22 protein-coding genes are annotated in these 24,589 nt (G+C 71.7%); 7 read left to right on the top strand and 15 right to left on the bottom strand.

Going from position 1 to position 24,589, the window contains the following annotated elements:
• Nucleotides 1-21 precede the first annotated feature (21 nt).
• Nucleotides 22-2,283: an MMPL family transporter gene (locus QIY60_RS02510; RefSeq protein ID WP_283140910.1), complete on the bottom strand. Its 2,262-nt coding sequence runs from the start codon at nt 2,281-2,283 to the stop codon at nt 22-24.
• Nucleotides 2,284-2,695: 412 nt separating this feature from the next.
• On the opposite strand from QIY60_RS02510, the gene QIY60_RS02505 reads away from it, so the two are divergent.
• From QIY60_RS02505 to QIY60_RS02490, 4 genes are all read left to right on the top strand, one after another.
• A complete protein-coding gene (locus tag QIY60_RS02505; RefSeq protein ID WP_283140909.1) occupies nt 2,696-3,904 on the top strand; it encodes a S8 family peptidase in 1,209 nt (402 codons plus the stop codon).
• Between the two features lie 76 nt (nt 3,905-3,980).
• Nucleotides 3,981-4,529 (top strand): DUF1697 domain-containing protein, encoded by a 549-nt coding sequence (locus tag QIY60_RS02500; RefSeq protein WP_283140908.1) that lies wholly within the window; start codon nt 3,981-3,983, stop codon nt 4,527-4,529.
• A 96-nt stretch (nt 4,530-4,625) separates the two neighbouring features.
• On the top strand, nt 4,626-5,252 hold the full coding sequence (locus QIY60_RS02495; RefSeq protein ID WP_283140907.1) for a DsbA family protein: 627 nt from the start codon (nt 4,626-4,628) through the stop codon (nt 5,250-5,252).
• A gap of 125 nt (nt 5,253-5,377) precedes the next feature.
• Nucleotides 5,378-8,020 (top strand): fibronectin type III domain-containing protein, encoded by a 2,643-nt coding sequence (locus QIY60_RS02490; protein WP_283140906.1) that lies wholly within the window; start codon nt 5,378-5,380, stop codon nt 8,018-8,020.
• Between the two features lie 241 nt (nt 8,021-8,261).
• On the opposite strand, the gene QIY60_RS02485 is transcribed toward QIY60_RS02490, so the two are convergent.
• Nucleotides 8,262-9,536 carry an MFS transporter gene (locus QIY60_RS02485; protein WP_283140905.1) on the bottom strand — a complete coding sequence of 425 codons (1,275 nt, stop codon included), beginning with the start codon at nt 9,534-9,536 and terminating at the stop codon, nt 8,262-8,264.
• Between the two features lie 91 nt (nt 9,537-9,627).
• Between QIY60_RS02485 and QIY60_RS02480 the strand changes: the two genes are divergently transcribed.
• Nucleotides 9,628-10,608 carry a DUF5937 family protein gene (locus QIY60_RS02480; protein ID WP_283140904.1) on the top strand — a complete coding sequence of 327 codons (981 nt, stop codon included), beginning with the start codon at nt 9,628-9,630 and terminating at the stop codon, nt 10,606-10,608.
• Here QIY60_RS02480 and QIY60_RS02475 read toward each other — a convergent pair.
• The 11 genes from QIY60_RS02475 to QIY60_RS32715 all read right to left on the bottom strand — a co-directional run bounded on the left by QIY60_RS02475 (nt 10,598) and on the right by QIY60_RS32715 (nt 20,071).
• Entirely contained in the window at nt 10,598-11,347 is a 750-nt protein-coding gene (locus QIY60_RS02475) for a sirohydrochlorin chelatase (protein WP_283140903.1), read from the bottom strand. The genes QIY60_RS02480 and QIY60_RS02475 overlap by 11 nt on opposite strands.
• A gap of 6 nt (nt 11,348-11,353) precedes the next feature.
• The gene (locus QIY60_RS02470) at nt 11,354-12,274 is read right to left on the bottom strand and encodes an ABC transporter permease (RefSeq protein WP_283140902.1); all 921 of its coding nucleotides are present in this window, start codon (nt 12,272-12,274) and stop codon (nt 11,354-11,356) included.
• Nucleotides 12,261-13,049, bottom strand: a complete 789-nt coding sequence (locus tag QIY60_RS02465; protein ID WP_283140901.1) for an ABC transporter ATP-binding protein — start codon at nt 13,047-13,049, stop codon at nt 12,261-12,263. The genes QIY60_RS02470 and QIY60_RS02465 overlap by 14 nt, the downstream gene beginning before the upstream one ends.
• A gap of 36 nt (nt 13,050-13,085) precedes the next feature.
• A complete protein-coding gene (locus QIY60_RS02460; RefSeq protein ID WP_283140900.1) occupies nt 13,086-14,195 on the bottom strand; it encodes an aliphatic sulfonate ABC transporter substrate-binding protein in 1,110 nt (369 codons plus the stop codon).
• 249 nt (nt 14,196-14,444) lie between these two features.
• Complete coding sequence (locus tag QIY60_RS02455; RefSeq protein ID WP_283140899.1) at nt 14,445-15,785, bottom strand: GTP-binding protein; 1,341 nt, start codon at nt 15,783-15,785, stop codon at nt 14,445-14,447.
• Complete coding sequence (gene cysD / locus QIY60_RS02450; protein WP_283140898.1) at nt 15,786-16,724, bottom strand: sulfate adenylyltransferase subunit CysD; 939 nt, start codon at nt 16,722-16,724, stop codon at nt 15,786-15,788.
• Entirely contained in the window at nt 16,721-17,290 is a 570-nt protein-coding gene (cysC, locus tag QIY60_RS02445) for an adenylyl-sulfate kinase (RefSeq protein ID WP_283140897.1), read from the bottom strand. Before cysC ends, cysD begins: the two co-directional genes overlap by 4 nt.
• Complete coding sequence (locus QIY60_RS02440; RefSeq protein WP_283140896.1) at nt 17,290-18,000, bottom strand: phosphoadenylyl-sulfate reductase; 711 nt, start codon at nt 17,998-18,000, stop codon at nt 17,290-17,292. Before QIY60_RS02440 ends, cysC begins: the two co-directional genes overlap by 1 nt.
• Complete coding sequence (locus tag QIY60_RS02435; RefSeq protein ID WP_283140895.1) at nt 17,997-18,179, bottom strand: hypothetical protein; 183 nt, start codon at nt 18,177-18,179, stop codon at nt 17,997-17,999. Before QIY60_RS02435 ends, QIY60_RS02440 begins: the two co-directional genes overlap by 4 nt.
• Complete coding sequence (locus tag QIY60_RS02430; protein ID WP_283140894.1) at nt 18,176-19,873, bottom strand: nitrite/sulfite reductase; 1,698 nt, start codon at nt 19,871-19,873, stop codon at nt 18,176-18,178. The genes QIY60_RS02435 and QIY60_RS02430 overlap by 4 nt, the downstream gene beginning before the upstream one ends.
• 114 nt (nt 19,874-19,987) lie before the next feature.
• Nucleotides 19,988-20,071: a putative leader peptide gene (locus tag QIY60_RS32715; RefSeq protein ID WP_310591794.1), complete on the bottom strand. Its 84-nt coding sequence runs from the start codon at nt 20,069-20,071 to the stop codon at nt 19,988-19,990.
• Nucleotides 20,072-20,251: 180 nt separating this feature from the next.
• Here QIY60_RS32715 and QIY60_RS02425 point away from each other — a divergent pair, with 180 nt between their 5' ends.
• Together QIY60_RS02425 and QIY60_RS02420 are read left to right on the top strand one after the other, a co-directional pair.
• Nucleotides 20,252-21,139, top strand: coding sequence for a hypothetical protein (locus QIY60_RS02425; protein ID WP_283140893.1), 888 nt, complete (start codon nt 20,252-20,254; stop codon nt 21,137-21,139).
• Entirely contained in the window at nt 21,052-22,461 is a 1,410-nt protein-coding gene (locus QIY60_RS02420) for a hypothetical protein (RefSeq protein ID WP_283140892.1), read from the top strand. Before QIY60_RS02425 ends, QIY60_RS02420 begins: the two co-directional genes overlap by 88 nt.
• A 1-nt stretch (nt 22,462) precedes the next feature.
• Here QIY60_RS02420 and QIY60_RS02415 read toward each other — a convergent pair whose 3' ends face one another.
• Together QIY60_RS02415 and QIY60_RS02410 are read right to left on the bottom strand one after the other, a co-directional pair.
• Complete coding sequence (locus tag QIY60_RS02415) at nt 22,463-23,023, bottom strand: GNAT family N-acetyltransferase (RefSeq protein WP_283140891.1); 561 nt, start codon at nt 23,021-23,023, stop codon at nt 22,463-22,465.
• Nucleotides 23,024-23,082: 59 nt separating this feature from the next.
• Nucleotides 23,083-24,336 carry a helix-turn-helix domain-containing protein gene (locus tag QIY60_RS02410; RefSeq protein ID WP_283145796.1) on the bottom strand — a complete coding sequence of 418 codons (1,254 nt, stop codon included), beginning with the start codon at nt 24,334-24,336 and terminating at the stop codon, nt 23,083-23,085.
• Between the last annotated feature and the right edge of the window lie 253 nt (nt 24,337-24,589).

Here is a 24,589-nt window from a genome sequence, read left to right as displayed (position 1 = left end):
TCGCGCCCGCCCCCGTGAGGGTCAGACCCGGACCGCCCGGTCCCGGTCCTCGTCGCCGTGGTGGGCGGTGACCGGCGGCACGGCGGCCGACTCGTCGTGGGTGAGGTCCGGCAGCCAGCGCAGCCACTTCGGCAGGTACCAGTTGCGCTCGCCCAGCAGGGCCATGACCGCCGGGAGCAGCACGCCCCGGATGACCGTGGCGTCGATCAGGACGGCGGTGGCGAGCCCGACGCCCATCTGCTTCATCGACTGCATCGACAGCGTTCCGAAGATCGCGAACACCGCGACCATGATGACCGCCGCGCTCGTCACCACACCGGCCGTCGTCACCACGCCGTGCTGGATGGCGTCGCGGGTCGAGCGGCCCTGGAGGCGGGCCTCCCGGATCCGGGACACCACGAACACGTGGTAGTCCATCGACAGGCCGAACAGGATCACGAACAGGAACAGCGGCAGCCAGGAGACGATCGCGCCGACGCCCTCGGCGCCCACCAGCGAGGCGCCCCAGCCGTGCTGGAAGACGGCGGTCAGGATGCCGTAGGCGGCGCCCACCGAAAGGAGGTTGAGGATGATCGCGGTGACGGCGATGGTCAGCGAGCGGAAGCAGAGCAGCATCAGCAGGAAGGCGAAGACCACCACGAAGGCGAAGACCGGGGTGACCGCGCCGACGATCTTGGCGTTGAAGTCCTTGGACCCGGCGACCTGACCGGTGATCGGCGCGTCCAGACCGCGCACCTTGCCCAGGGTGTCGGGCCGGACGTGGTCGCGGAGCAGGTCGAGGCTCTTCTCCGCCTTCTTCTGGTCGGAGCCGCCGATCAGCGGGACGTCGACGACCGCCACGTTCTCCGCGCTGTGCAGGGTGATCTTGATGGGGCCGTCCGAGGCGCCCCGGCCGACCGCCTGCGTACGGAAGTCCGCGATGGCCCGCTTCACCTCCGGCGCGTTGATGTCGGCGGCCTTGATGACGACGTTGGCGGGGCTGGCGCCGCCGGGGAAGGTCTGGTTGACGCGGTCGTAGGTGCCGACGATGGGCAGCGAGTCGCCGAACTCCTGGTCCAGGGTCAGGTTCTGGGTGTGCATGCCGAGCGCCGGCAGGGATATCGCGACCAGCGCGCCCGCCGCCAGCACCAGGGCCGCCTTCGGGCGGCGCAGCACCGCGCCGAGGACGGCGCGCCAGACGCGGCTCTCGCCGCTGTTGTTGCGCTTGCCGCGCTTGAGGCGGTTCAGGAACGGCAGCCGGCCCTTCTCGACGCGCTCGCCGAGCAGCGAGAGGAGCGCGGGCAGCACGGTCACCGAGCCGACCATGGCCACCGCGACCACCATCAGCGAGGCGAGGCCCATCGCCTCGAAGTCCGCGAGCCCGGTGAAGAGCATGCCCGCCATCGCGACGCAGACGGTGACGCCGGAGACGATGATGGCCCGGCCGCTGGTCGCGGCGGCGATGCGCAGGGCCGTCTGGGCGTCGTGCCCGGCCTCGCGCTCCTCGCGCTCGCGGCGCAGATAGAAGAGGCAGTAGTCGACGCCGACGGCCAGACCGACGAGCAGCATCACGGAGTTGGCGGTGTCGCTCATCGCCTGGACGTGGCTGACGATGGCCATCAGACCCATCGTGGCGATGATCGCGGTGAGCGCGAGGGCCACCGGCAGCAGGGCGGCGACCAGTGCGCCGAACGCGATGAGCAGAATGCCGAGGGCGACGGGCACCGCCGAGTACTCGGCCTTCTTGAAGTCGTCGCCGAAGGCGTCCTCGAACGTCTTGCCCATGCTGGCGGCGCCGATCTCCTCGATCCGCAGCCCCTTGTGCTCGCCCTGCACCTTCTTCACCGCGTCGAGCACCGGCTCGATGCGGTCGGGCGCGGTGTCGGCGTCGCCGCGCACGTCGAACTGGACCAGTGCGCTGCGACCGTCCTTGGAGAGGGTCTTCGCCGTATACGGAGAGGTCACCTTGGTGACCTGGCCGGTGGCGTCGACCGCCTTGATCACGGCGTCCACGGCCGCGCGGAACGCGGGGTCGGTCGCCTTCGTCGAGCCGTCGCGGGCCTGGATGAAGACGGTCTCGCCGGCCGGTTCCTCAAGGCCTGCGTCATCGATGATCTTCTGCGCCTGGCCGACCTCGCCGGGCAGTTGGTTGTCCTCGACGTTGATGCGCCCGGCCGCCGAGCCGATGCCCATGGCCAGGACCACGAACAGCACCCAGATCACCACCGCCGCCCAGCGATGACGGGCGCTCCACCCGCCGGCCCGCGCGGCCACACCGCGCACTCTCGTAACTCCATTGACCATGACGAGCCTGCCCCCTGATGAGCGGTGGCAGCCCGGCGCCGCCATCCCCATAAGACGCTAGGGGCAGGATCCGGCCGTCTCCTCGTGCTCCCTGGTGAACCGGATCTCCGGTATCTACTCCCTGCGATGTGGGGGCATCCCCTACAAGTCGCATTCAAGCCCCTTACACGTAAAGCCGATCGAGGGGGAAGTTCCGCTTGCGTGTCGCCACGAGGTGTCCACCAAGCCTGCACAAAGCCCGAGTTGACCTGCGCTGGCCTGTTTTTTATTACGAAACCTTGTTGTGTAAGTCACAGCTGCGTGGCGCTCTTGATCTGCGCTCGTCAATCAGCAAGGGTTTCGAACCAGCCCCGGAAGGTTTCCATCCGGTAGGCCGAACCCCCCACAAAAACTGACGAGGAGACGCCACTTCATGGCAACTCACAAGCGCAAAAGCCGCCTCAAGCTCACCGCCGGAATAACCGCCGTGGCGGCCGCGGCCGGAGTCACCGTCATGACCACCCAGATGGCCGGCGCGGCCGCGCCCGCCGAGGGCACGGTGTACGGGCTCGACGCCAAGGGCGCGATCGACGGCAGCTACATCGTCCTCCTGGACGAGAAGGCCTCCGCGGACGCCAAGCGCAAGCTCGCCGACCAGTACGGCGGCACGCTCCAGCGCGACTACGCCTCCACGGTCAACGGGTTCTCGGCGAGCGGGCTTTCGCGGTCCGAGGCCAAGCGGCTCGCCGCCGACCCGGCCGTCGGCAAGGTCGTCCAGAACAAGAAGTTCCACATCGAGGCCAGCCAGGCCGACCCGCCGTCGTGGGGGCTCGACCGGATCGACCAGGCCGAGACCGCCGGGGACGGCAAGTACACCTACCCGGACAGCGCGGGCGAGGGTGTCACCGCGTACGTCATCGACACCGGTGTGCGCATCAGCCACAAGGACTTCGGCGGCCGGGCCTCCTCCGGCTTCGACGCGGTCGACAACGACAACACCGCCGACGACGGCAACGGCCACGGCACGCACGTCGCCGGAACCATCGCCGGAACCGCGCACGGCGTCGCCAAGAAGGCGAAGATCGTCGCCGTCCGCGTCCTCGACAACCAGGGATCGGGCACCACCGAGCAGGTCGTCGCGGGCATCGACTGGGTCACCAAGAACCACCAGGGCCCCTCGGTGGCCAACATGAGCCTCGGCGGCGGCGCCGACCCGGCGCTCGACACGGCCGTGCAGAAGGCGATCGCCTCCGGCGTGACCTTCGGCGTGGCGGCGGGCAACGAGTCCAGCGACGCGGGCCAGGGCTCGCCCTCCCGGGTCAAGGAGGCGATCACCGTGGCCTCCTCCACCAAGGACGACAAGCAGTCGGACTTCTCCAACTTCGGTTCGGTGGTGGACCTCTACGCCCCCGGCTCGGACATCACCTCCGACTGGAACACGGACGACAGCGCCACCAAGACGATCTCGGGTACGTCCATGGCGACCCCGCACGTCGTCGGCGCCGCCGCCGTCTACCTCGCCGGCCACAAGGACGCCACCCCGGCCCAGGTCTCGGACGCGCTGACCGGCGGAGCCACCGCCGACAAGATCTCCAACCCCGGCGCGGGCACCCCGAACAAGCTGCTCAAGGTCGTCGAGTAACCGTCCCCGGGCAGTCGTGAACGACGGCTCCCGTGCCATCCCCCACGAGGCACGGGAGCCGTCCTATCGTGTGGACATGACGACGATGTACGCCGCCCTGCTGCGCGGGATCAATGTGGGCGGCACCAAGAAGGTCCCGATGGCCGAGCTCAGAGCACTGCTCACCGAGCTCGGCCACGGCTCCGTACGCACCTATCTGAACAGCGGCAACGCCGTCTTCAGCAGCGACTCCGGCGACCCGGACGCGCTCGCCGCCGACCTGGAGCGGGCCATCGAGAAGCACTTCGGCTTCCGCGTCGCCTGCCTGGTGCGCACCGGCGCCTATCTGAAGGCCGTCGTGGACGCCTGCCCCTTCCCGGCCGACGAGCTGGAGGGCAAGCAGTTGCACGCCACGTTCTTCTCCGGCCCCGCCGACCCCGAGCGCTTCGCGGGCATCGACACCAAGGCGTTCCTGCCCGACGCGTTCCGCCTCGGCGACCGCGTCCTCTATCTGTACGCGCCCGACGGCATCGGCCGCTCCAAGCTCGCCGAAGCACTCGCGAAGCCCGCGCTGCTCAAGGGCATCGAGGCGACGGCCCGCAACTGGAACACGGTCAAGGCGCTGGTGGAGATGACCGGAGCCTGAGCGTCCGCCGGGGCCGGGCCGCTGCCCGAAGTGGCCCACCCGTCTGGTGGGCGAATGGCCCGGACCCCGGTGCCAATCGGCCGCTACCTTCGTCCTATGGACACCATCGAGCACACCGGCCCCACCACCGTCGACTTCTACTTCGACCCCGCCTGCCCGTTCGCCTGGATCACCTCGCGCTGGATGCTGGAGGTCGAGCGCCACCGGAACATCGATCTGCGGTTCCGGGTGATGAGCCTGTACCTGCACAACATCGGCAATGAACTCCCGGACTGGTACCGGGAGTTGGTCGACAAGTCGATCCGCCCGGTACGGGTGGCCGTCGCGGCCGCGCAGGACCACGGGGACGGCGTGCTGCGCGACCTCTACACCGCGTACGGCACCCGGATACACCAGCAGAAGAACGAGGACTTCGACGAGGTCATCGCCCAGGCACTGGCCGAGCTCGGCCTTCCGGCGGCGCTCGCGGATGCCGCGCACGACCCCGCGTACGACGAGGCGGTGCGGCACAGCCACGACGCGGGCAAGGACCCGGAGGCGGACGCGTATGTCGGCACGCCGACCATGCACTTCGACGGAACCGTCTACTTCGGGCCGGTGCTGAGATCGATCCCGCGCGGCGAGGAGGCGGCCCGGCTCTTCGACAGCGTGCGCGTGATCGCCTCCAACCCCGACTTCTTCGAGCTGAAGCGGACCCGGACAGGCGGTCTCGACTTCGACTGAACCGGCCCAAGTGATCCGATGAATGGCGGGAGTTGAGTGCTCGCGCGGAGAAAGTTCGGCTCATGCGTTGACCGTCTCGCGTCAGTGCTCCTATGTTTCCCTGGGTCCACCCCAGAGGAGGCAGCATGCCCGCGCTCCGGAGCACGCCCGTACGAGCCGTCCTGACCGGGGTGCTCGCCGCCCTGCTCCTGAGCGGCCCCGGTCTGGTGCCGTCGGCCGGGGCCGGGCCCCGTACCGCCGACGTCTACGTCTCCCCCTCCGGCCGGGACGCCGCCGACGGCACGGCGGGCCGCCCCGTGCGCACCCTGACCCGCGCCCGCGACCTGGCGCGCGAGAAGGCCGCGCACTACAAAGCCGCGCGCTACTCCGGCGACATCACCGTGCACCTGGCCTCCGGTACGTACCGGACGGCCGGGCCGCTCGTCCTCGACGCGCGCGACTCCGGCCCGGCCGGGCGCCGGATCGTCTGGCAGGGCGCCGGTGCCGACACGACCCTGATCAGCGGCGGACGCAGGGTCGAGGGCTGGCGGCCGGTGGCCGGGCGCCCCGGGCTCTGGTCCGCCCCGGCGCCCCAAGGGCTCACCGACACACGGCAGTTGTATGTGGACGGGGTGCGCGCCCAGCGTGCGCGCGGCGAGGTCCCGGTCGGGCTGACCGTGACGGCGACCGGCTACACCGCCACCGCCGACACCCTCGCGCGCTGGCGCCGCCCCTCCGACGCCGAGTTCGTCTACACCAGCGGCGAGGCGCTGTGGAACGTCGCGCGCAACGGCCTCGGTCAGTGGACCGAGCCGCGCTGCCGCATCGCCTCGGCGCGGGGCACCGCGATCACCATGGCCCAGCCGTGCTGGGACAACTCCACCAAGCGCGTGGAGTTCCCCGACCGGCCCGGCCGGACCGTCAGCATGGTGGGCCCGGGCCGTCTCACCAACGGCGGCCGGGCGTCGTACGTGGAGAACGCCTATGAACTCCTCGACCGACCCGGCGAGTGGTACCTCGACCGCTCCGCGCACACCGTCTACTACCTGCCGCGCACGGGCGAGGACCTGAGCCGCGCCGACGTGGAGGCGGCCGCCGCCGAGAAGCTCGTCGACGGGCGCGGCACCAAGGCGGCGCCCCTGCACGACATCGCCTTCCAGGGCCTCCAGTTCGGCTACGCCACCTGGCTGACGCCGTCCGGGCCCGAGGGGTTCTCGGAGATCCAGGCCGGTTACACCCTCACCGGGCCGACGGGCTGGGCGACCCAGGGCCTGTGCGGCTTCGTCGACGGCGGCACCTGCCCGTTCGCCTCCTGGACGAAGATGCCGGGCAACGTGTCCTTCGCGTACGGGCGGCGCATCGGTATCAGTGACAGCGTCTTCGCGCACCTGGGCGCGGCCGGGCTCGACCTGGGCGCCGGGACCACGGACTCCACCGTGCGCGGCAGCGTCTTCACCGACATCTCCGGCAACGGCCTGGAGATCGGCGGCGTGGACGGCCAACCACCGGCCTCCGGCGTGGAGGTGACGAACAATCACCTCTACGCCCTGCCGCGTGAGTACCACGGCGGCGTCGGCATCCTCAACGGCTACACCCAGCACACCACGATCGCCCACAACCAGCTCGACCACCTCGGCTACAGCGCGATCTCCCTGGGCTGGGGCGGCTGGCCCGACAAGATCGGCTCACCCGCGACGCCCAACCCGAGCCACGACAACGCCGTGCGCGACAATCTGGTCTTCGACTACATGCAGCTGCTCGACGACGGCGGAGGCGTCTACACCCAGGGCCTGACCGGCACCTCGATGGCCGACGGCGAGAAGGTCACCGGCAACGTCGTCCACGACCAGTGGGGCCTGGGCAAGAGCGTCTACACAGACAACGGCTGTACGTACGAGACCGTCCGGGGCAATGTGCTGTACGGGGCCGCGTACGCCAATGTCGCCAGCCGCCACACCGACTACCGCGACGCGCTCGGCAACAACGATCCGACCCTGATCGCGGGCAACTGGTGGGAGGAAGGCACCGCCGACAGCTCCAACAAGGGCCTGGTGACCAGCGGGAACCGCCTCATGGCCGGACTGTCCGACGTGCCGCCGGAGGTCGTCGCCAACGCCGGGATCGAGCCCGCGTACCGAGGTGTGCTCACCCGTACGACAGGAGCGGTCTCGGTGCCCGAGGCGCCCGCCCGTGTCGGGACGAGCACGGCGGGGAGCGACGGCCTGTACGTCACGTTCAACCCGAGCTACGTCGACGGCGGTTCACCGGTCACCGGGTACACGGCGCACGCCCTGCGCCCCGACGGTACGGAGGCGGCCCGGGCGAGTGTCGGCGCGGTGGACTTCAAGCGCCTCGCGGTGGTGCGGGTCGGGCAACTCGGGCCGGGGGAGGGGCCGTTCCGGGTGGTCGTGACCGCGCGGAACGCGTACGGGGAGAGTGTGCCGTCGCTCGCGTCGGCGCCGCTTGTGCCGGCGGCGGCGGCCGTGCTGGCCGACGCGCCCACCGGGGCGAAGGTGCGCACCGCCGCCCGCGCGGCGACGGTCGTGTGGACGCCGCCCGCGGCCACGGGTGATGCCGAGGTGACCGCCTACCGGATCACCGTCTCGGACGGCCGGACCGTCCTGGTCGGCGGGCGGGATGTGCTGGTCACCCGGCCGTCGGGGAAGGGGATGTTCCGGGTGGTGGGCTCCCTGAAGCCCTCGACCTCGTACACCTTCGCAGTTGCCGCCGTCACGGCGGCGGGCACCGGGCCGGTGGTCGCGGTGACGGCCACGACACCTGCGGTGTAGGCAGAGTGGTCGTTTGTCTGCGGACCGTGCGTGGCTGGTCGCGCAGTTCCCCGCGCCCCTAGGTGGCACGGGGCTTGCCCCCCCGTCAGTCGCGCCCACGCGGCGGAGCCGCACAATGTCACAGCCCCGCGCCCCTAGGCAGCACGGGGCTCGCCCCCGTCAGCGTTCGCTCCGCCACTCCCCCCTGCTGCGGAGCCGCGCAATGTCACGGCCCCGCGCCCCTAGGTCGTACGGGGCTCGGTCAGTGTTCGCCCCGCCACTCCCCGTCCCGCTCCGCCCAGCGCACCGCCGGTCTTACGGCCAGCCCCGCGGCCGCGAACAGACCCGCCAGGACGGCCCAGCCCGCGAAGCCGTGGCCCACCGCCGTCACCGTGATCAGAGCCGGGCCCGCCATCATCGCGACCGCGCTGCCCGAGCTGTACACCCCCTGATAGACGCCCTGTGCGCGGGAGTCGGCGAGTTCGTAGCCCAGGGTCCAGCCGCCGGCCGAGGACAGGACCTCGCCGAACACCTGGATCACCGCGCCGGCGGCAAGGACCGCCACCGCCCACAGCGGGGAGAGCCCGGCGGAGAGCGCGAAGACCACGCAGGCCGCCCCGAGCAGCAGCCCGGCGCGGCCCATCGCCCGTACCGCGCCGGGCACGTCGGAGACGCCCCGGGTCGCCCGCACCTGGAGCAGCGCCACCAGCACGCAGTTGACGATCATCACCAGCGCCACCGACCAGCGCGGGGCGTCGGTGTTCCCCACGATCCACAGCGGCATGCCCACTTCGAGCAGGCTGAACTGGAGGACGGTCACCGCGTTGAGGACGGTCACCGCCAGATAGGGCAGGTCCCGCACCGCCCGCCAGCGGCTCTCGGCCGGGGTGTCCGCCGTGCCGTCCGCGCCGCGCGCGGCGGCGGAGGCGTTGAGCGGCAGGCTCCGTACGAACACGGCGGGCACCACATAGGTGGCCGCGTTGACGAGGATCAGGGCGAGGTACGCGGCGCGGGTGTCGGCCTGGAGGGCCACCGCGCCGATCGCGCCGCCCGCGCCCATCGCCACGTTGGTGACCATCCGCAGATAGCCGCGCGCCTCCACCCGGGTCGCGGCGGGCAGCACGTCCGCGAAGAGCGCGGACTTCACGCCCCAGCTCGCCTGGTTGAGCGAGGCGTAGCAGATGGCCGCCACCAGGAAGCCCGCATAGCCGTCGACCAGGGAGTACGCGGCCATCGTGGCGCCGCAGCCCAGCCACAGCGCGGCGATCACCCGGCGGCTGCCCCAGCGGTCGGAGGCCCGCCCGGCGGGGATGCCCGCCGCCACCCCGAACAGCCCGGCCACCGTGAGACCGAACCCGACGTGGGTCGCGCCGATGCCGCAGACGCGGGTGAAGTACAGCACGCTGACGGGGAAGAAGAGGCCGTTGCCGAAGGAGTTGAGGGACGTCATCACGGCGAGCCGGCGCAGCACCGGATCGACGGGGAGGACTCCGGCTCTGGTGGCGGGTGGGGCGGGGGTCTGCGCGGTGGCGGTCATGCCGTCACTCAACCCGGTGTGTACACGCCAGGGGCAATCATTTAGTGTCCGGCTAAAGGGTGGGGACCACGGGGGACGGCGGGGGCCGGGAGTGATCGAGTTCAGGTTCGGCGTCGGCGACCTGGCGAGCACGTCGTTCGCGTACTCGCCGTTCCAGGAGACGGTGTTCTCGCTGTGGGGCTGGTGGGACACCTCGCGCTTTCCCCATCAGCGGCCGTGGCTGCGCCGGTTGCGCCCGCTCTACGAGCGCCAGGACACCGGGCTGTTCGCCGCTCTGGTGGCCCCGCACGGCTTCATCCCGGACTTCCTGACGCCCCGGCCGCAGAAGGTGCGGTCCACGTTCGCCGAGCAGCTGGCGCAGTTGCGGGCCACGCCGGTCGAGGTGATCGGGCCGGACGTGCTGCGCACCTTCGGCGACGCGGAGCTGCCGCCGCTGCTGCGGGACGGGCTCGCCGACCCCGCCGCCTTCCTGGAGCGCGTCGCCGACGCGCTCGACCGCTACTGGCACGAGTGCCTCGCCCCGGACTGGTGGCCGAGGGCCCGCGCGGTCCTGGAGGCCGACCTCGCCCATCAGTCGAGGGTGCTGGCCGAGCACGGCGCGGCGGTGCTCTTCCCGGACCTCGACAAACGGCTCACCTGGCACGGGGACCGGGTGCGGCTCAAGCACCCGATGCCGGACAAGTGGCCCGCGGCCGACATCCAGGTCGCGGGCCGGGGCATGGTCCTGATGCCGACGACGTTCGCGCGCGGCGCCATCTCCACCATCGACCCCGGCCTGCCGCCGGTCCTCAACTACCCGGCGCACGGCCGGGGAACGCTCAGCGAGATGCCGCCGCCGGTCAACGACCGCGCCTTGGTCCGCCTCCTCGGCCCGGCCCGCGCCCGGCTGCTGACCCTGCTCGCGGAACCCGCCACCACCACCGAGCTCGCCCGGCGGCTGGAGATCACCCCGGGCGCGGTCAGCCAGCACCTGTCGGTGTTGTACGACGCGGGGCTGCTGCACCGGGCCCGGCGGGGCCGAGGCGTCCAGTACGCCCGCACCTCGCTCGCCGAGGACCTGCTCAGGCGGTGAGCGCGGCGGGTCGCGCCGCCCGCGCCTCCTCGTACCGTACGAGCAGCAGCCGGGCCAGCTCCGGGGCCGCGCCCAGGACATCGGCCAGCACGTCCGCGTCCCGCGCGCCCCGGGCGATCCGGTCCGGCAGGAAGCCGGGGGCGATGACGTACGGGGCGACGGCGACGCGCCGCACGCCGGATGCCCGCAGCTCCCGTACCGCGTCCTCGGTCCGGGGCAGGGCGGCGGAGGCGAACGCAGGTCGCACGGCGCACCAACCGGTGTGCCGCAGCTCCCGCGCTACGTCTGCGATCACTGCGATCGCCTCCGGGTCCGTGGAGCCCGCCGAGGCCAGGACGACCCCGGTCGAGCGCTTGTCGGCGGGGGCGAGCCCCGCCTCGTCGAGGGCCTCCTGAAGGCGTCGCTCCACCGTCGAGAGCAGCAGCGGCGACGGGCCGAGGACGTCGGCGAGGCGGATGTCCAGCTGCGGCGGCGCCTGGGCGAGCACCGCCGGGATGTCGGCCTTGGCGTGGAAGGCACGGGTCAGCAGCAGAGGCAGGGCCACGACCTCCCGTACGCCTTCGAAGGCGAGGCGCTCCAAGACCCTCGGCACCGCCGGGGCGTTGAAGTCCAGGAAGCCGGTCTCCACGCGCAGCCCCGGCCGCAGCGACCGTACGCGCCGCACCAGGGCGTGCACGGTCGCCGCGTGCCGCGGGTCGCGGCTGCCGTGGGCGATGACGAGGAGGACGGGTCCGTGCATCGTGGCTCAGCTCTTCACCAGCAGACCGCGGCTGCGCAGCACATAGCGCTCCAGCGGGCTGAAGATGAGCAGGTCGATCGCGATGCCGACGATCAGGATCAGGAAGATGGCGAGGAAGACGCCCGGCATGTCGGAGTTGTTGCGGCCGTTCTCCAGCAACTGGCCGAGCCCCAGGCCCAGATCGGGCGAGGACGCGATGATCTCGGCTGCCATCAGCGAGCGCCAGGAGAACGCCCAGCCCTGCTTGAGGCCCGCCAGATAGCCCGGCAGGGCGGCGGGCATCACGATGTGCCAGGTGCCGCGCAGACCGGTGGCGCCCAGGGTGCGGCCCGCGCGCAGGTACAGCGGCGGGATCTGGTCGACGCCGGAGACCAGGCCGTTGGCGATCGAGGGCACCGCGCCGAGCAGGATCACCGCGTACATCATCGAGTTGTTCAGACCGAGCCAGATCACCGCCGGGGGCACCCAGGCCACCGACGGCAGCGACTGGAGGCCCGACAGGATCGGACCGATGGCGGCGCGGATGAACTTCACCCGGGCCACGATCAGTCCCAGCGGCGTCCCGATCGCCAGCGCGAGCAGGAAGCCGAGCAGCCCGCGCGACACGCTCGTCCAGACGATGTCGAGCAGGGTGCCCTGGAGCCACAGCTCCTTGAGGCCCGACCAGACCGAGGACGGCGAGGGCAGCTTGGTGTCGTCGGCGACCTCCGCCCACACCAGGCCCTGCCAGACCACCAGGACCAGCGCGATCGCCGACACCGGCGGCAGGACCTTCTGGACCAGGGTCTCGCGCAGCGGCGTGCGGCCGCTCTGCACCGTCTCCAGTGCGTCGAGGCCCGCCTCCAGACCGGCCAGGTCGTGGGTGTCCTTGTCGGCCTTGACGGTCTTGACGGGCTTGTCGCCCGCCGACGTCTCAGTGCTGGCCATGGCGGCGGATCTCCCCACGCAGTTGTTCGGTGATCTCTACGGAGAGCTCCGCGACGTCGGAGTCCTCGATGCGGCGCGGCTGCGGGATGTCCACGGTCCACTGGTGCGCCACCCGGCCCGGCCGGGACGACAGGAGCACCACGCGCTGCGCGAGCCGGACGGCCTCGCGCACGTTGTGCGTGACGAACAGGACGGACAGGTTCGTCTCGCGCCAGATGCGGGTCAGCTCGTCGTGCAGGACGTCCCGGGTGATCGCGTCGAGCGCCGCGAACGGCTCGTCCATCAGCAGCAGTTGGCTGTCCTGCGCGATCGCGCGGGCCATCGCCACGCGCTGGCGCATACCGCCGGACAGCTCGTGCACCCGCTTGCCGTACGCGCCGGTCAGCCGCACCAGTTCGAGCAGCTCCTCGGCGCGCTCGCGGCGCTCGGCCTTGGGCACCCCGCGCAGCCGCAGGGCGAGCTCGATGTTCTTGCCCGCGGTCAGCCACGGGAACAGCGCGTGCTCCTGGAACATCAGGGCGGGCCGCCCGCCGGGCGTCTCGATCGCCCCGGCGGTCGGCTTGTCCAGCCCCGCCACCAGGTTCAGCAGCGTCGACTTGCCGCACCCGGAGGCTCCCAGGAGGGTGACGAACTCGCCCGGCGCGACATCGAGGGTGATGTCGTCGAGCACGAGCTGGGGGCCGGCGGGACCGGCGAACGACTTCGACACGTGCCCGATCCGGGCCGCGTACTCCGTCGCGGCACGCTCCTCGGCCTCAGCGACAGCGGTGGCCATGGTCGTCACCTCCTGGGAACTGGTACGGGTACGGGGTTACTTGACGCCGAAGCCGGCGTCGGCGACCGCGGGCTTGCCCAGGGCCTTGAGGACCTTGTTGAGCGGGGCCAGGTCGTAGATGCCTTCCAGGTCGGGCTTCTTCAGCAGACCGGCCTTGACCGCGTGGTCGGCCTCGATGCCGAGGGTGGCGGCCAGCGGGTCGTCGGTGGTCTTGATCGACTGCCACGCCGGGTCCAGGACGTTCGCGGGCAGCGCCTTGCCGCTGAGCGTCTTCAGCGCGGCGTTCGCGGACGCCTTGGCCTTGTCCGGGTTGGCCTTGATCCAGTCGTTGGTCTTCACCGAGCCGCGCAGCACCGCCTCGACGACGTCGGGGTGCGCCTTGAGGAACTTCTGCGACACGATGATGTTCGTGATCACGAACTCCTTGTCGGCCCACAGGTCGGCCTCGTCCAGGAGGACCTTCGCGCCCTGCGAGACCAGCTTGGACGCGGTCGGCTCCGGCACCCAGGCGCCGTCGATGGAGCCGGACTTGTAGGCGTCCGGGGTGATCTTGTTGTCGGTGCGGACCACGGAGACGTCGCCCTTGCCGCTCTGGGCGTCGACCTTCCAGCCCTTCTCGGCGATCCAGTTGAGGAAGGCCACGTCCTGGGTGTTGCCGAGCTGTGGGGTGGCGATCTTCTTGCCCTTGACGTCGTCCAGGGACTTGACCTTGTCCGGGTTGACCACCAGCTTCACGCCGCCCGACGCGGAGCCGCCGATGATGCGCAGGTTCTGGCCCTTGGACTTGGTGTAGCCGTTGATCGACGGGGACGGGCCGATCCAGCCGATGTCGATCGACCCGGCGTTCAGCGCCTCGATCTCGGACGGGCCCGCGTTGAAGGTGGAGGTCTTCACCTGGGTGCCGCCCAGTTCCTTCTGGAACAGGCCCTCCTGGACGCCGACCAGCGCGGTGGCGTGGGTGAGGTTCGGGAAGTAGCCGATCTTCACGGTGTCCGCCGACAGCTTCTCGCCGTCGGAGGCGGACCCGGCCTTCTGGCTGTCGTCGGACTTCTTCTCGGAGCCGTAGCTGCAGGCGGCCAGGACGAGCAGCGGAAGGGCGGCGACGGCGGCGAGGCCGCGGCGCAGAGCGGTGCGGTTGGCAGGCACGGGAGGTGTTCCTCTCGTTGGCCCGGCGGTCAAGTCCCCCTGGGGACGGGGAAGATGGCCGGGAGAGCGGCAGGTCTTCGTCTGTGCGGATGGAGCGGGTCGTGCGGGTGGAGCCGCAGGGCGCGCGAGCGGTGCGCGTACGTCATCGCGCACATCGGCCGACCCCGCCCTGACCGCTGCCGAGGACGCCGCTGCCGACGCGGCCGCCCTCCTTCGCGAACGTGGAGTAGAAGTCCTGGACGCTCATGGTCAGAAGTCCCACCCGTCGTAGTCGACGTCGGCCTTGACCGGCTCGGGCGAGGCGAACGACTCGCCGACCATGCCCGCGGTGAGCGTGGTGCCGTCGGCCGGGTCGATCAGGATGAAGGCACCGGTGCGCCGGGAGTCGGCGTACGAGTCGAGCGGCAGCGGCTCGGCGGTACGGATCTTGACGCGGCCGATGTCGTTGGCGACCAGCTGCCCCGGGTGCGGATGCAGCGACAGGTCGTCGAGGGTCAGCCGGGACGGGATGTCCTTGACGATCGCCTTGACGGTACGGGTGCCGTGCTTGAGCAGCACGCGGTGGCCCACGGCGAGCGGCTGGTCGGCCACGTGGCAGACCGTCGCCTCCACGTCCTGCGTGGTCGCGGGCGCGTCCCCGCTCGGCACGATCAGATCGCCGCGCGAGATGTCGACGTCGTCGTCGAGGAGCAGCGTGACGGACTGCGGGGTCCAGGCCACGTCCACCGACTTGCCGAGCAGGTCGATCCCGGAGATCTTCGAGGTGCGGCCCGAGGGCAGCACGGTCACGCTCTCGCCGACGCGGAACGTGCCCGCGGCGATCTGGCCCGCGTAGCCCCGGTAGTCGGGGTGCTCCGCGGTCTGCGGGCGGATCACGTACTGCACGGGCAGCCGGGCGTGGCAGCCGGTCAGGTCGTGGCTGACCGGGACCGTCTCCAGGTGCTCCAGGACGGTCGGGCCGCCGTACCAGTCCATGTGGGCGGACGGCTCCACCACGTTGTCGCCGGCCAGCGCCGAGATCGGGATCGCGGTGATCTCCGGCACGCCCAGCTCGGCGGCGTACGTGGTGAACTCCTCGGCGATCGCCGCGAAGACCTTCTCCTCGTACCCGACCAGGTCCATCTTGTTGACCGCGAGCACCACGTGCGGCACCCGCAGCAGGGCGGCGACCGCGGCGTGCCGGCGGGTCTGCTCGACCACGCCGTTGCGGGCGTCGACCAGGACCAGGGCGAGGTCGGCGGTGGAGGCGCCGGTCACCATGTTCCGGGTGTACTGCACGTGCCCGGGGGTGTCGGCCAGGATGAACCGGCGCCGGGGGGTGGCGAAGTAGCGGTAGGCCACGTCGATGGTGATGCCCTGCTCGCGCTCGGCCCGCAGGCCGTCGGTGAGCAGCGCCAGGTCCGGGGCGTCCTGGCCGCGCTTGGCGGAGGCGGCCTCGACGGCCTCCAGCTGGTCGGTGAGGACCGACTTGGAGTCGTGCAGGAGCCGGCCCACCAGGGTGGACTTGCCGTCGTCGACGGACCCGGCGGTCGCGAAGCGCAGCAGGGTGGTGGCGGAGAGGTCCGCGAACTGCTCGATCGTGGTGGACATTTAGAAGTACCCCTCGCGCTTGCGGTCTTCCATCGCGGCCTCGGACATCTTGTCGTCGGCGCGCGTCGCGCCCCGCTCGGTGAGCCGGGAGGCGGCGATCTCGGCGATCACGGCGTCCAGCGTCGTCGCGTCGGAGTCGACGGCGCCGGTGCAGGACATGTCGCCGACCGTGCGGTAGCGGATCAGCCGCTTCTCGGTGCTCTCGCCCTGCTTGGGGCCGCCCCAGTCGCCCGCGGTCAGCCACATGCCCGCCCGCCGGAACACCTCGCGCTCGTGCGCGAAGTAGATCTGCGGCAGCTCGATCTCCTCGCGGGCGATGTACTGCCACACGTCCAGCTCGGTCCAGTTGGAGAGCGGGAAGACCCGCACGTGCTCGCCCGGCGCGTGCCGGCCGTTGTAGAGCTGCCACAGCTCGGGGCGCTGGCGGCGCGGGTCCCACTGGGAGAACTCGTCGCGCAGCGAGAACACCCGCTCCTTGGCCCGGGCCTTCTCCTCGTCGCGCCGCCCGCCGCCGAACACGGCGTCGAAGCGGTGCCGCTGGATGGCCTCGGTCAGCGGCACGGTCTGCAGCGGGTTGCGGGTGCCGTCCGGGCGCTCCTTGAGGACACCGCGGTCGATGTACTCCTGTACGGAGGCGACGTGCAGCCGCAGCCCGTGCTCGGCGACCACCCGGTCGCGGTACTCCAGGACCTCGGGGAAGTTGTGCCCGGTGTCGACGTGCAGCAGCGTGAAGGGGACCGCCGCGGGGGCGAACGCCTTCAGCGCCAGGTGCAGCATGACGATCGAGTCCTTGCCGCCGGAGAAGAGGATCACCGGCCGCTCGAACTCGCCCGCCACCTCGCGGAAGATGTGCACCGCCTCGGACTCCAGGGCGTCGAGGTGGCTCAGCGCGTACGGGCTGTCGGTGCCCTCGGTCAGGGCGGCAGCGGTCGTCGTCATGCGAGACCCCTCTCGGTGAGCAGTGCGTGGAGCGCGGACGCGGACTCCCGCACGGTCTGCTGGTGCGACTCGATCCGCAGGTCGGGCGATTCGGGGGCCTCGTAGGGGTCGTCGACCCCGGTGAGCCCGCTGATCTCGCCCGCCGCCTGCTTGGCGTACAGGCCCTTCACATCGCGCTCGGAGCAGACCTCCACGGGAGTGGCGACGTGCACCTCCAGATACGGGGTGCCCTCGGACTGGTGGCGCTTGCGGACCGCGTCACGGCTGTCGGCGTACGGGGCGATCACCGGCACCAGCGCCTTGACGCCGTTGGAGGCGAGCAGTTCGGCGACGAAGCCGATCCGCTGCACGTTGGTGTGCCGGTCCTCGCGGGTGAAGCCGAGCCCGGCCGAGAGGAACTCGCGGATCTCGTCGCCGTCGAGCACCTCGACCCGGTGGCCCTCCCCGCGCAGCCGCTCCGCCAGCTCGTACGCGATGGTGGTCTTGCCCGCGCTGGGCAGCCCGGTCAGCCAGACGGTGGCTCCGGTGGTGGCCCCGCTCACTTGGTTCTCCTGGGTGTTGGTCATCAGCCGTGCAGCCCGCACTCGGTCTTGTTGCGCCCGGCCCAGCGGCCGGCCCGCGCGTCCTCGCCCTCCGCCACGCGGCGGGTGCAGGGCGCGCAGCCGATGGACGGATAGCCGTCCATGAGCAGCAGGTTGGTGATCACGCCGTGCTCCGCGACGTACGCGTCCACGTCCTCCTGCGTCCAGCGGGCGATCGGGGAGACCTTGACCTTCTGCCGCTTCTCGTCCCAGCCGACCACCGGGGTGTTCGCCCGGGTCGGGGACTCGTCGCGGCGCAGGCCGGTCGCCCACGCGGAGTACGCGGTCAGGCCCTCCTGGAGCGGCTTGACCTTGCGCAGCGCGCAGCACAGATCGGGGTCGCGGTCGTGCAGCTTCGGGCCGTACTCGGCGTCCTGCTCGGCCACGGTCTGACGCGGCGTCAGCGTGATGACGTTGACGTCCAGCACGGCGGCCACCGCGTCCCGGGTGCCGATGGTCTCCGGGAAGTGGTAGCCGGTGTCGAGGAACACGACGTCGACGCCGGGCATCGCGCGCGAGGCGAGGTGGGCGACCACCGCGTCCTCCATGGAGGACGTCACGCAGAACCGCTTGCCGAAGGTGTCGGCCGCCCACTGGAGGATCTCCAGGGCGGAGGCGTCCTCCAGGTCGCGCCCGGCCTGCTCGGCCAGTGCCTTCAACTCCGCGCTCGTACGCTGATCCTGAGTCGTCGTCATATCTGCTCGTCCCCTCCGGTGTCGGCTCGCTGGAGCCCCCGGGCCAGCAGCCCGAGGAACTTCAGCTGGAATGCGCGGCTGCACGCCGCGCATTCCCAGGCACCGTGTCCCTGCTCGCTGGGCCGCAGGTCCTCGTCGCCGCAGTAGGGGCAGTAGAAGGGGGCCGCGCGCTCGCTCATGACAGCGCCTCCTCGGAGGCGCGGGCCGCCCACACGGCGAACCGCTCGCCGCTCTCGCGCTCGGCCTCGAAGCGCTTGAGGAGCCGCTCCACGTAGTCCGGCAGTTCGGCCGAAGTGACCTTCAGGCCGCGGACCTTGCGGCCGAAGCCCGCCTCCAGTCCGAGCGCGCCGCCCAGGTGCACCTGGTAGCCCTCGACCTGCTCGCCCTCGTCGTTCAGGACCAGCTGGCCCTTGAGGCCGATGTCCGCGACCTGGATGCGGGCGCAGGCGTTCGGGCAGCCGTTGATGTTGATGGTGAGCGGCTCGTCGAAGTCCGGGATGCGGCGCTCCAGTTCGTCGATGAGCGTGGCGCCGCGCGCCTTGGTCTCGACGATCGCCAGCTTGCAGTACTCGATGCCGGTGCAGGCCATGGTGCCGCGGCGGAACGGGGACGGCGCGACCTTCAGGTCCAGCGCCTCCAGGCCCGCCACCAGCGACTCGACCTGCTCCTCGGCCACGTCGAGCACGATCATCTTCTGCTCGGCGGTGGTCCGCAGCCGGCCCGAGCCGTGCGCCTCGGCGAGCTCCGCGATCTTGGTCAGGGTGGTGCCGTCGACGCGGCCGACGCGGGGCGCGAAGCCGACGTAGAAGCGGCCGTCCTTCTGCTTGTGGACGCCGAGGTGGTCGCGCCAGACCGCGGGCGGCTGCTGGGGCGCGGGCCCGTCGGTCAGCTTGCGCCCCAGGTACTCGTCCTCCAGGACCTGGCGGAACTTCTCCGCGCCCCAGTCGGCCACCAGGAACTTCAGCCGGGCGCGGGTGCGCAGCCGGCGGTAGCCGTAGTCGCGGAAGATGCCGATGACACCGCCGTACACGTCCGGCACGTCCTCCAGCGGCACCCAGGCGCCCAGTCGCACGCCCAGCTTGGGGTTGGTGGAGAGCCCGCCGCCGACCCACAGGTCGAAGCCGGGGCCGTGCTCGGGGTGTTCGACGCCGACGAAGGCGATGTCGTTGATCTCGTGCGCCACGTCGAGCAGGGGCGAGCCGGAGATCGCGGACTTGAACTTGCGCGGCAGGTTGGAGAACTCGGGGTTGCCGATGAACCGGCGCTGGATCTCGTCGATCGCGGACGAGCCGTCGACGATCTCGTTCTCGGCGATGCCGGCGACCGGCGAGCCGAGGATGACGCGCGGGGTGTCGCCGCACGCCTCGGTGGTCGACAGGCCGACCGCTTCGAGGCGGCGCCAGATCTCCGGCACGTCCTCGATCCGGATCCAGTGGTACTGGATGTTCTGCCGGTCGGTGAGGTCGGCGGTCCCGCGCGCGAACTCCTGCGAGATCTCGCCGACCACCCGCAGCTGCTCGGTGGTCAGCCGCCCGCCGTCGATCCGCACGCGCAGCATGAAGTACGAGTCGTCGAGCTCCTCCGGCTCCAGGATCGCGGTCTTGCCGCCGTCGATCCCGGGCTTGCGCTGGGTGTACAGACCCCACCAGCGCATGCGTCCGCGCAGGTCGTTGGGGTCGATGGAGTCGAATCCGCGCTTGGAGTAAATCGTCTCAATGCGTGTCCGCACATTGAGACCGTCGTCGTCCTTCTTGAACTGCTCGTTCCCGTTGAGCGGCGTGAAGTGACCGACGGCCCACTGGCCTTCACCACGGTGGCGCCCCGGCTTGCGGCGGGTGGTGGTGGAGCCGGGCTTGTCTGGGGTGGCGGCCATGGGGATACGTCCTTCGGGACTGCAGGAGGGCGGCTCTGACCTGCACACTCGCGCTGCGGGCGCGGCGGTGCGCAAGTACGGTAGAGGAGCTGGGGGCGGCGGTGCTGGGGTCTCTCAGCGGGCCGGACAGATGGCGCTGGACATGCGGCCCAGGTCGACGTGTCGTCGACTCACCAAGGCAATTCCAGTTCCGGACATGACGGAAGCGTGTCACGCCCATCTCGGGCCAGTCCACCACTATCCAAAATGTGGACAACAATGTCCCGAATCCTGAGACTCTGTGTTGTGGGTCACCTCGGCCGTCCACCGGACGCGGGACCGGCGCCGCTCCTATCCTGCCTTGTGCCGGGGAGGCGCCGGGGGTGAGGGGGCACGCTCGTGTGGAGTCAGCCGGAGACCTGGGGCCCGGCCGTCGCGGCCTTCGCCGCCGGGGTGCTGGTCCTCAAACTGAAGGACTGGTTCAAGTCGCTCGTCGACAAGGCCGCCGCCCTGCTCTACGACCGGCTCGCGGGCAGCGCCCTGCTCGCCCGCACGGCGCTGCGCCGCTACATCGTCCGCGTCCACGAGCGCCACGAGCGCTTCTCCGTCTCCTTCCGGGTCGACGACCCGCAGGCCATGGACATGTCCTCGGTGTACGTCCCGCTGCGCACCGCGTCCGGCTTCGGCGCGGGCGCGGAGCAGGCCGAGGCGGCTGCCTCGCTGCACGAGGCCCGCCGCGCCGTGGTCCTCGGGGTGCCCGGCGCGGGCAAGACGATGCTCCTGCGCCACACCGTCCTCGCCTGGTGCCGCGAGCGCTACCGCCCGGACGGGCCGCCGCGCCGCGCCTGGTACGGGCGCCGCCGCCCGCCGAAGGCGGACCCGGGGGAGCTCGTCGACGTACCGGTCCTGCTGAAGCTGCACGAGGTGAACCTGGAGAAGGGGGATCTCCGTGACCACATCGTGAAACACTTCGCGGACCATGACTTCCCGGGCGCCGGGAAGTGGACCGACCGGGCGCTCGCGGAGGGCCGCCTCGCCACGCCCACCTCACGCTCCAGGAGTACCTGGCCACGACCCGCCTCGCGGCGGACCCCTCAGGCCTCCTCACCCGCTACCGCCGCGACCCCGCGACCTGGCGGGAGACGGTACGGCTGTGGTGCGGGGCGGAGCCGCGGGACTGTACGGAGGTGGTGGGGGCGGTGCTCGCGCTCGACCCCGTCCTCGCGTTCCAGTGCCTGGCGGACGCGCAGGTGGTGGACGACGCTCTCGCCGACCGGATCGTCCTGACGTTCCGGGACCGGCTGGGGCGGGAGACGGACGCCGACCGCCAGGCGGTGATCGCGGCGTTCGGCGTGGTGGCGGCGGACCGGCGGCCCCGGGGGCGGGCGGTGTTCGACCTCTTGGTGCGGATCGCCTCCGAGGGCGGCGACCGCCGACGCGCGGCGGCGGCGGTCGCCGCGCTGGCTGCCACGAATCTGCCTCGGGCGGCGGAATCCCTCGTCGGGTTCCTCCCCACCGAGCCGGAGGCCGAACCGGCCCTCGTGGGCATGGGCGACCTGGCGGTCCCCGCGTTACGGACGGCCGCGCTGCGGGGACAGGGGGAGGCGCTGCGGGTGCTGTGGCGGATGCGGACACCGCGTGCGGCGGTGGCGCTCTGCGCGTTCTCGTTGGACCCGTCGTCGACGGACGTCGCGTTCTACCTCGGCGACCTGCTACGGGAGCGGACGATCGAGAAGGCGCTGCGAGAGGTGCCGCAGGGGGCGTTCGCGCCCGGCTATCTGTGGGTATGGAAGCCGTTCGCCGTCGGGGCGGATGATCCCCTCGTCCGGCGAGTGAGCGTGATCGCGGCCGCGATCGCTGAGCGGCGGATGGATCCGCCGCTGGGAGTGGAGATGGATCCGCGGATCCTCGCGGCGCTGAGCCTGACGCAGTGGGACGCGCGTCAGTCGTCGAGGCTCGCGCCGTCCAGGCTGAACGAGCTGATCACCCCCGCGCTTGGCGAGAGGCCGACGAGGAGCGTGCCGCCGTCCGGCGAACTGGCCGCGACCGCGGAGGCGGGGCTGCGCGAGGCCGGTGGTCTGCCCCTCGCGCCATCGTGGATGCTGCACCTGCTTCCGGCCGAGCTGCGGCTGAGAGCCATCCGGGTGCTCACGCGACAGAACTCGATCTCCACCGCCACATGGGAACGGGTCAACGAACCCATTCAGCACCCGGATTACGCCTTCGGCCGCAGCTGGCACTTCCGCCTCGGGCTCGCCCTCATCCTGGCGGTCTCCGTCGCTGCCGCCGAGCGTGCGGCCGACGCGGCCGTCGGCTGGCATCCGTGGGGGCCGGTGTGGCTGGGCTGGGTGGCCGTGCTGCTCATCGTCGGCGGGTGGGGGCTGCTCCTCGCGACCGAGCCGATCGGGCTCGTGATGCTGCCCCCCGTCTGCGTCTACGCCACCGTCGCCTGGCGCGACTGGTGGGGGACCGTCCCGGCCGTGGCGCTCGGCATCGCCGTCGTGGGCGCCTGCGCCGCGCTCGCCCTACGGGGGGAGGTGCTCACCGTCCGCGCCGATGTCTCCGTCGACCCCCTCCGCCGCTTCGTCCAGGACCACCTGAACCCGTGACTCAGGCCCCCGGCCAAGCCCCCGGCGCCGCCACCTCCGCCTGCTCCTCCACCTTCGTGTCGAACAACCGGAACCCCCGCCGCAAGTAGTTGTCCATCGCGTGCTCCCCGTCCAGCGAGCACGTGTGCAGCCACACCCGCTTCGTCGCCGGGCGGTCCGGCCAGCGCTCCGCCAGGTCCCAGGCGCGGGCGATGCCGTACGACAGGAGGTGGCCGCCGATGCGGCGGCCCCGGAACGCGGGGATCAGGCCGAAGTAGACGATCTCCACCGCGCCCTCGTCCTGCGCGTCGAGCTCGACGTAACCCGCCGGGGTGCCGTTCTCGTACGCCACCCACGTCTCCACGCCCGGCCTGGCGAGGAACTCCTGCCACCGCGCGTACGACCACGACAGCCGGTCGATCCAGCGGATGTCGCCGCCCACCGCCGTGTACAGGAAGCGGCTGAACTCGGGCGAGGGCACCGCCGCCCGGACGATCCGGACGTCCCCGGCGGGCTCGGCCGCGGGGCGCAGGTCGCCCGGGGAGGTCTGTTCCAGGGACCAGGTGGTGACGTCGATGTTCATGCACGTCAGAGAATCACGGCCGCCGCCCCGACCCCAAGCCGGGGCCGGAGCGCCCCCGCTCAGTGCGGGTGGTGGCGGGCCCCGAGCACCGCCGGGGCCGTCGAGTGGGGGAGCAGGTCCGCCGGGTGGGGCGGCCGGACCACCTCCACCTCCACGTCCTCCGCGAACCGGTACGGCCGGTGGGCGAGCACCTCGGCCAGATGGCGCCGCAACCGGGACATCTCCGCCCGTACCGTCACCGTACGCGTCGGGTCCTCGAAGATGTCGTGGGCCAGCTGCGCGGCCGTGCGCCCGGCGCGGTGCAGGGCCAGTACGTAGAGGAGCTCGGCGTGGCGCGGGCTCAGCTCCTGGGCCCAGCTGCCCGCGTCCCCCGAGACCGTCACCGACCAGCGGCGCGGGCGGCTCAGATCCAGCACCACCCGCCGCGGTATCGCGTCCGCGAGCCGCACGTCGTCGCCCACCGCCTGCACCAGCCAGCCGCCCGGCAGCGGCTCGACCGCGCACATGCCGAGCGAGGGCAGCCAGACGCGGCCCGCCCGGAACGACTTCGGCAGCGGCAGCCGGTCCACCGGCGGCATCCCCGTCACCGCGGCCGTCCAGCCGTTGGTGTCCACGGCGAGCGCCCGGCCGCCGACCCGGCACAGCACGGGAGCCGCGACCGTCCGCAGCCGCTCCACGGCGGCGAGATGGCGGGTGCGCAGCTCGGCCTCGGCGAGGCGCGACACGGAGGTGACGAACGCGAGCGTCGCCGGGTGCATCGTCGACAGCGGGCCGCTCACGTCCACCACGCCGAGCAGCCGCCCGTCGCGCGGGTCGACGATCGGCGCGCCCGCACACGTCCAGGTGTGGTGGGTGGAGACGAAGTGCTCGGCCGAGTACACCTGCATCGGGCGGCCGGTGATCAGCGGGGTGCCCACCCCGTTGGTCCCCACCACGCCCTCGCTCCAGTCGGCCCCGACCTGGAACCCCAGCGCGTCGGCGCTCCTGAGGACGGAGGCGTGGCCCTCGCGCCACAGCAGCTTCCCGTCGGCGTCGGAGACGACCATGATGTGCTGCGCGGCGTCCGCGACCGACACCAGCGCCTCCCGCAGCACCGGCAGCACCTCCCTGAGCGGGGAGGACTGGCGGCGCCGCTCCACCTCCGCCAGCGGCAGCAGCCCGGCGTGGCAGGAGCCGTCCGGATCCACGCCGTGGCCGAGCACCCGGCGCCAGGACGCGTGTATCTCCGCGCGCGGGGCGACCTTGGAGGGCAGGCCGGCGAGCGCGGCCGCCCGCATGCCCTTCAGCAGCCGGGTGGCTTCCCGTACGTCCATCGCGGCCAGCCGGGCCGGGTCGAGGGGGGTGGTGTCCTGCACTGGGTCCTCCTGTCGGCACCGGCGTTCCGAGGGGGAGTTGAACACGGGTGCCACGAATTCATCGTGCCCGCCCGGGCGTTCGCGCGCGGCGATATGCCGCACAAGGCTGCAACCCTTTGCAACTCTCGCGAACGGCCGTGCGTGTGTACGAAGGTGGTGGAACACCGGACGTCCGGTCGTCATGGCCCACAAGGGCGCATGAGAGTGCGGG

This window comes from Streptomyces sp. BPTC-684, from assembly GCF_030028635.1.
GTDB lineage: Bacteria > Actinomycetota > Actinomycetes > Streptomycetales > Streptomycetaceae > Streptomyces > Streptomyces noboritoensis.
This window is presented reverse-complemented; position numbering and strand designations above follow the sequence as displayed.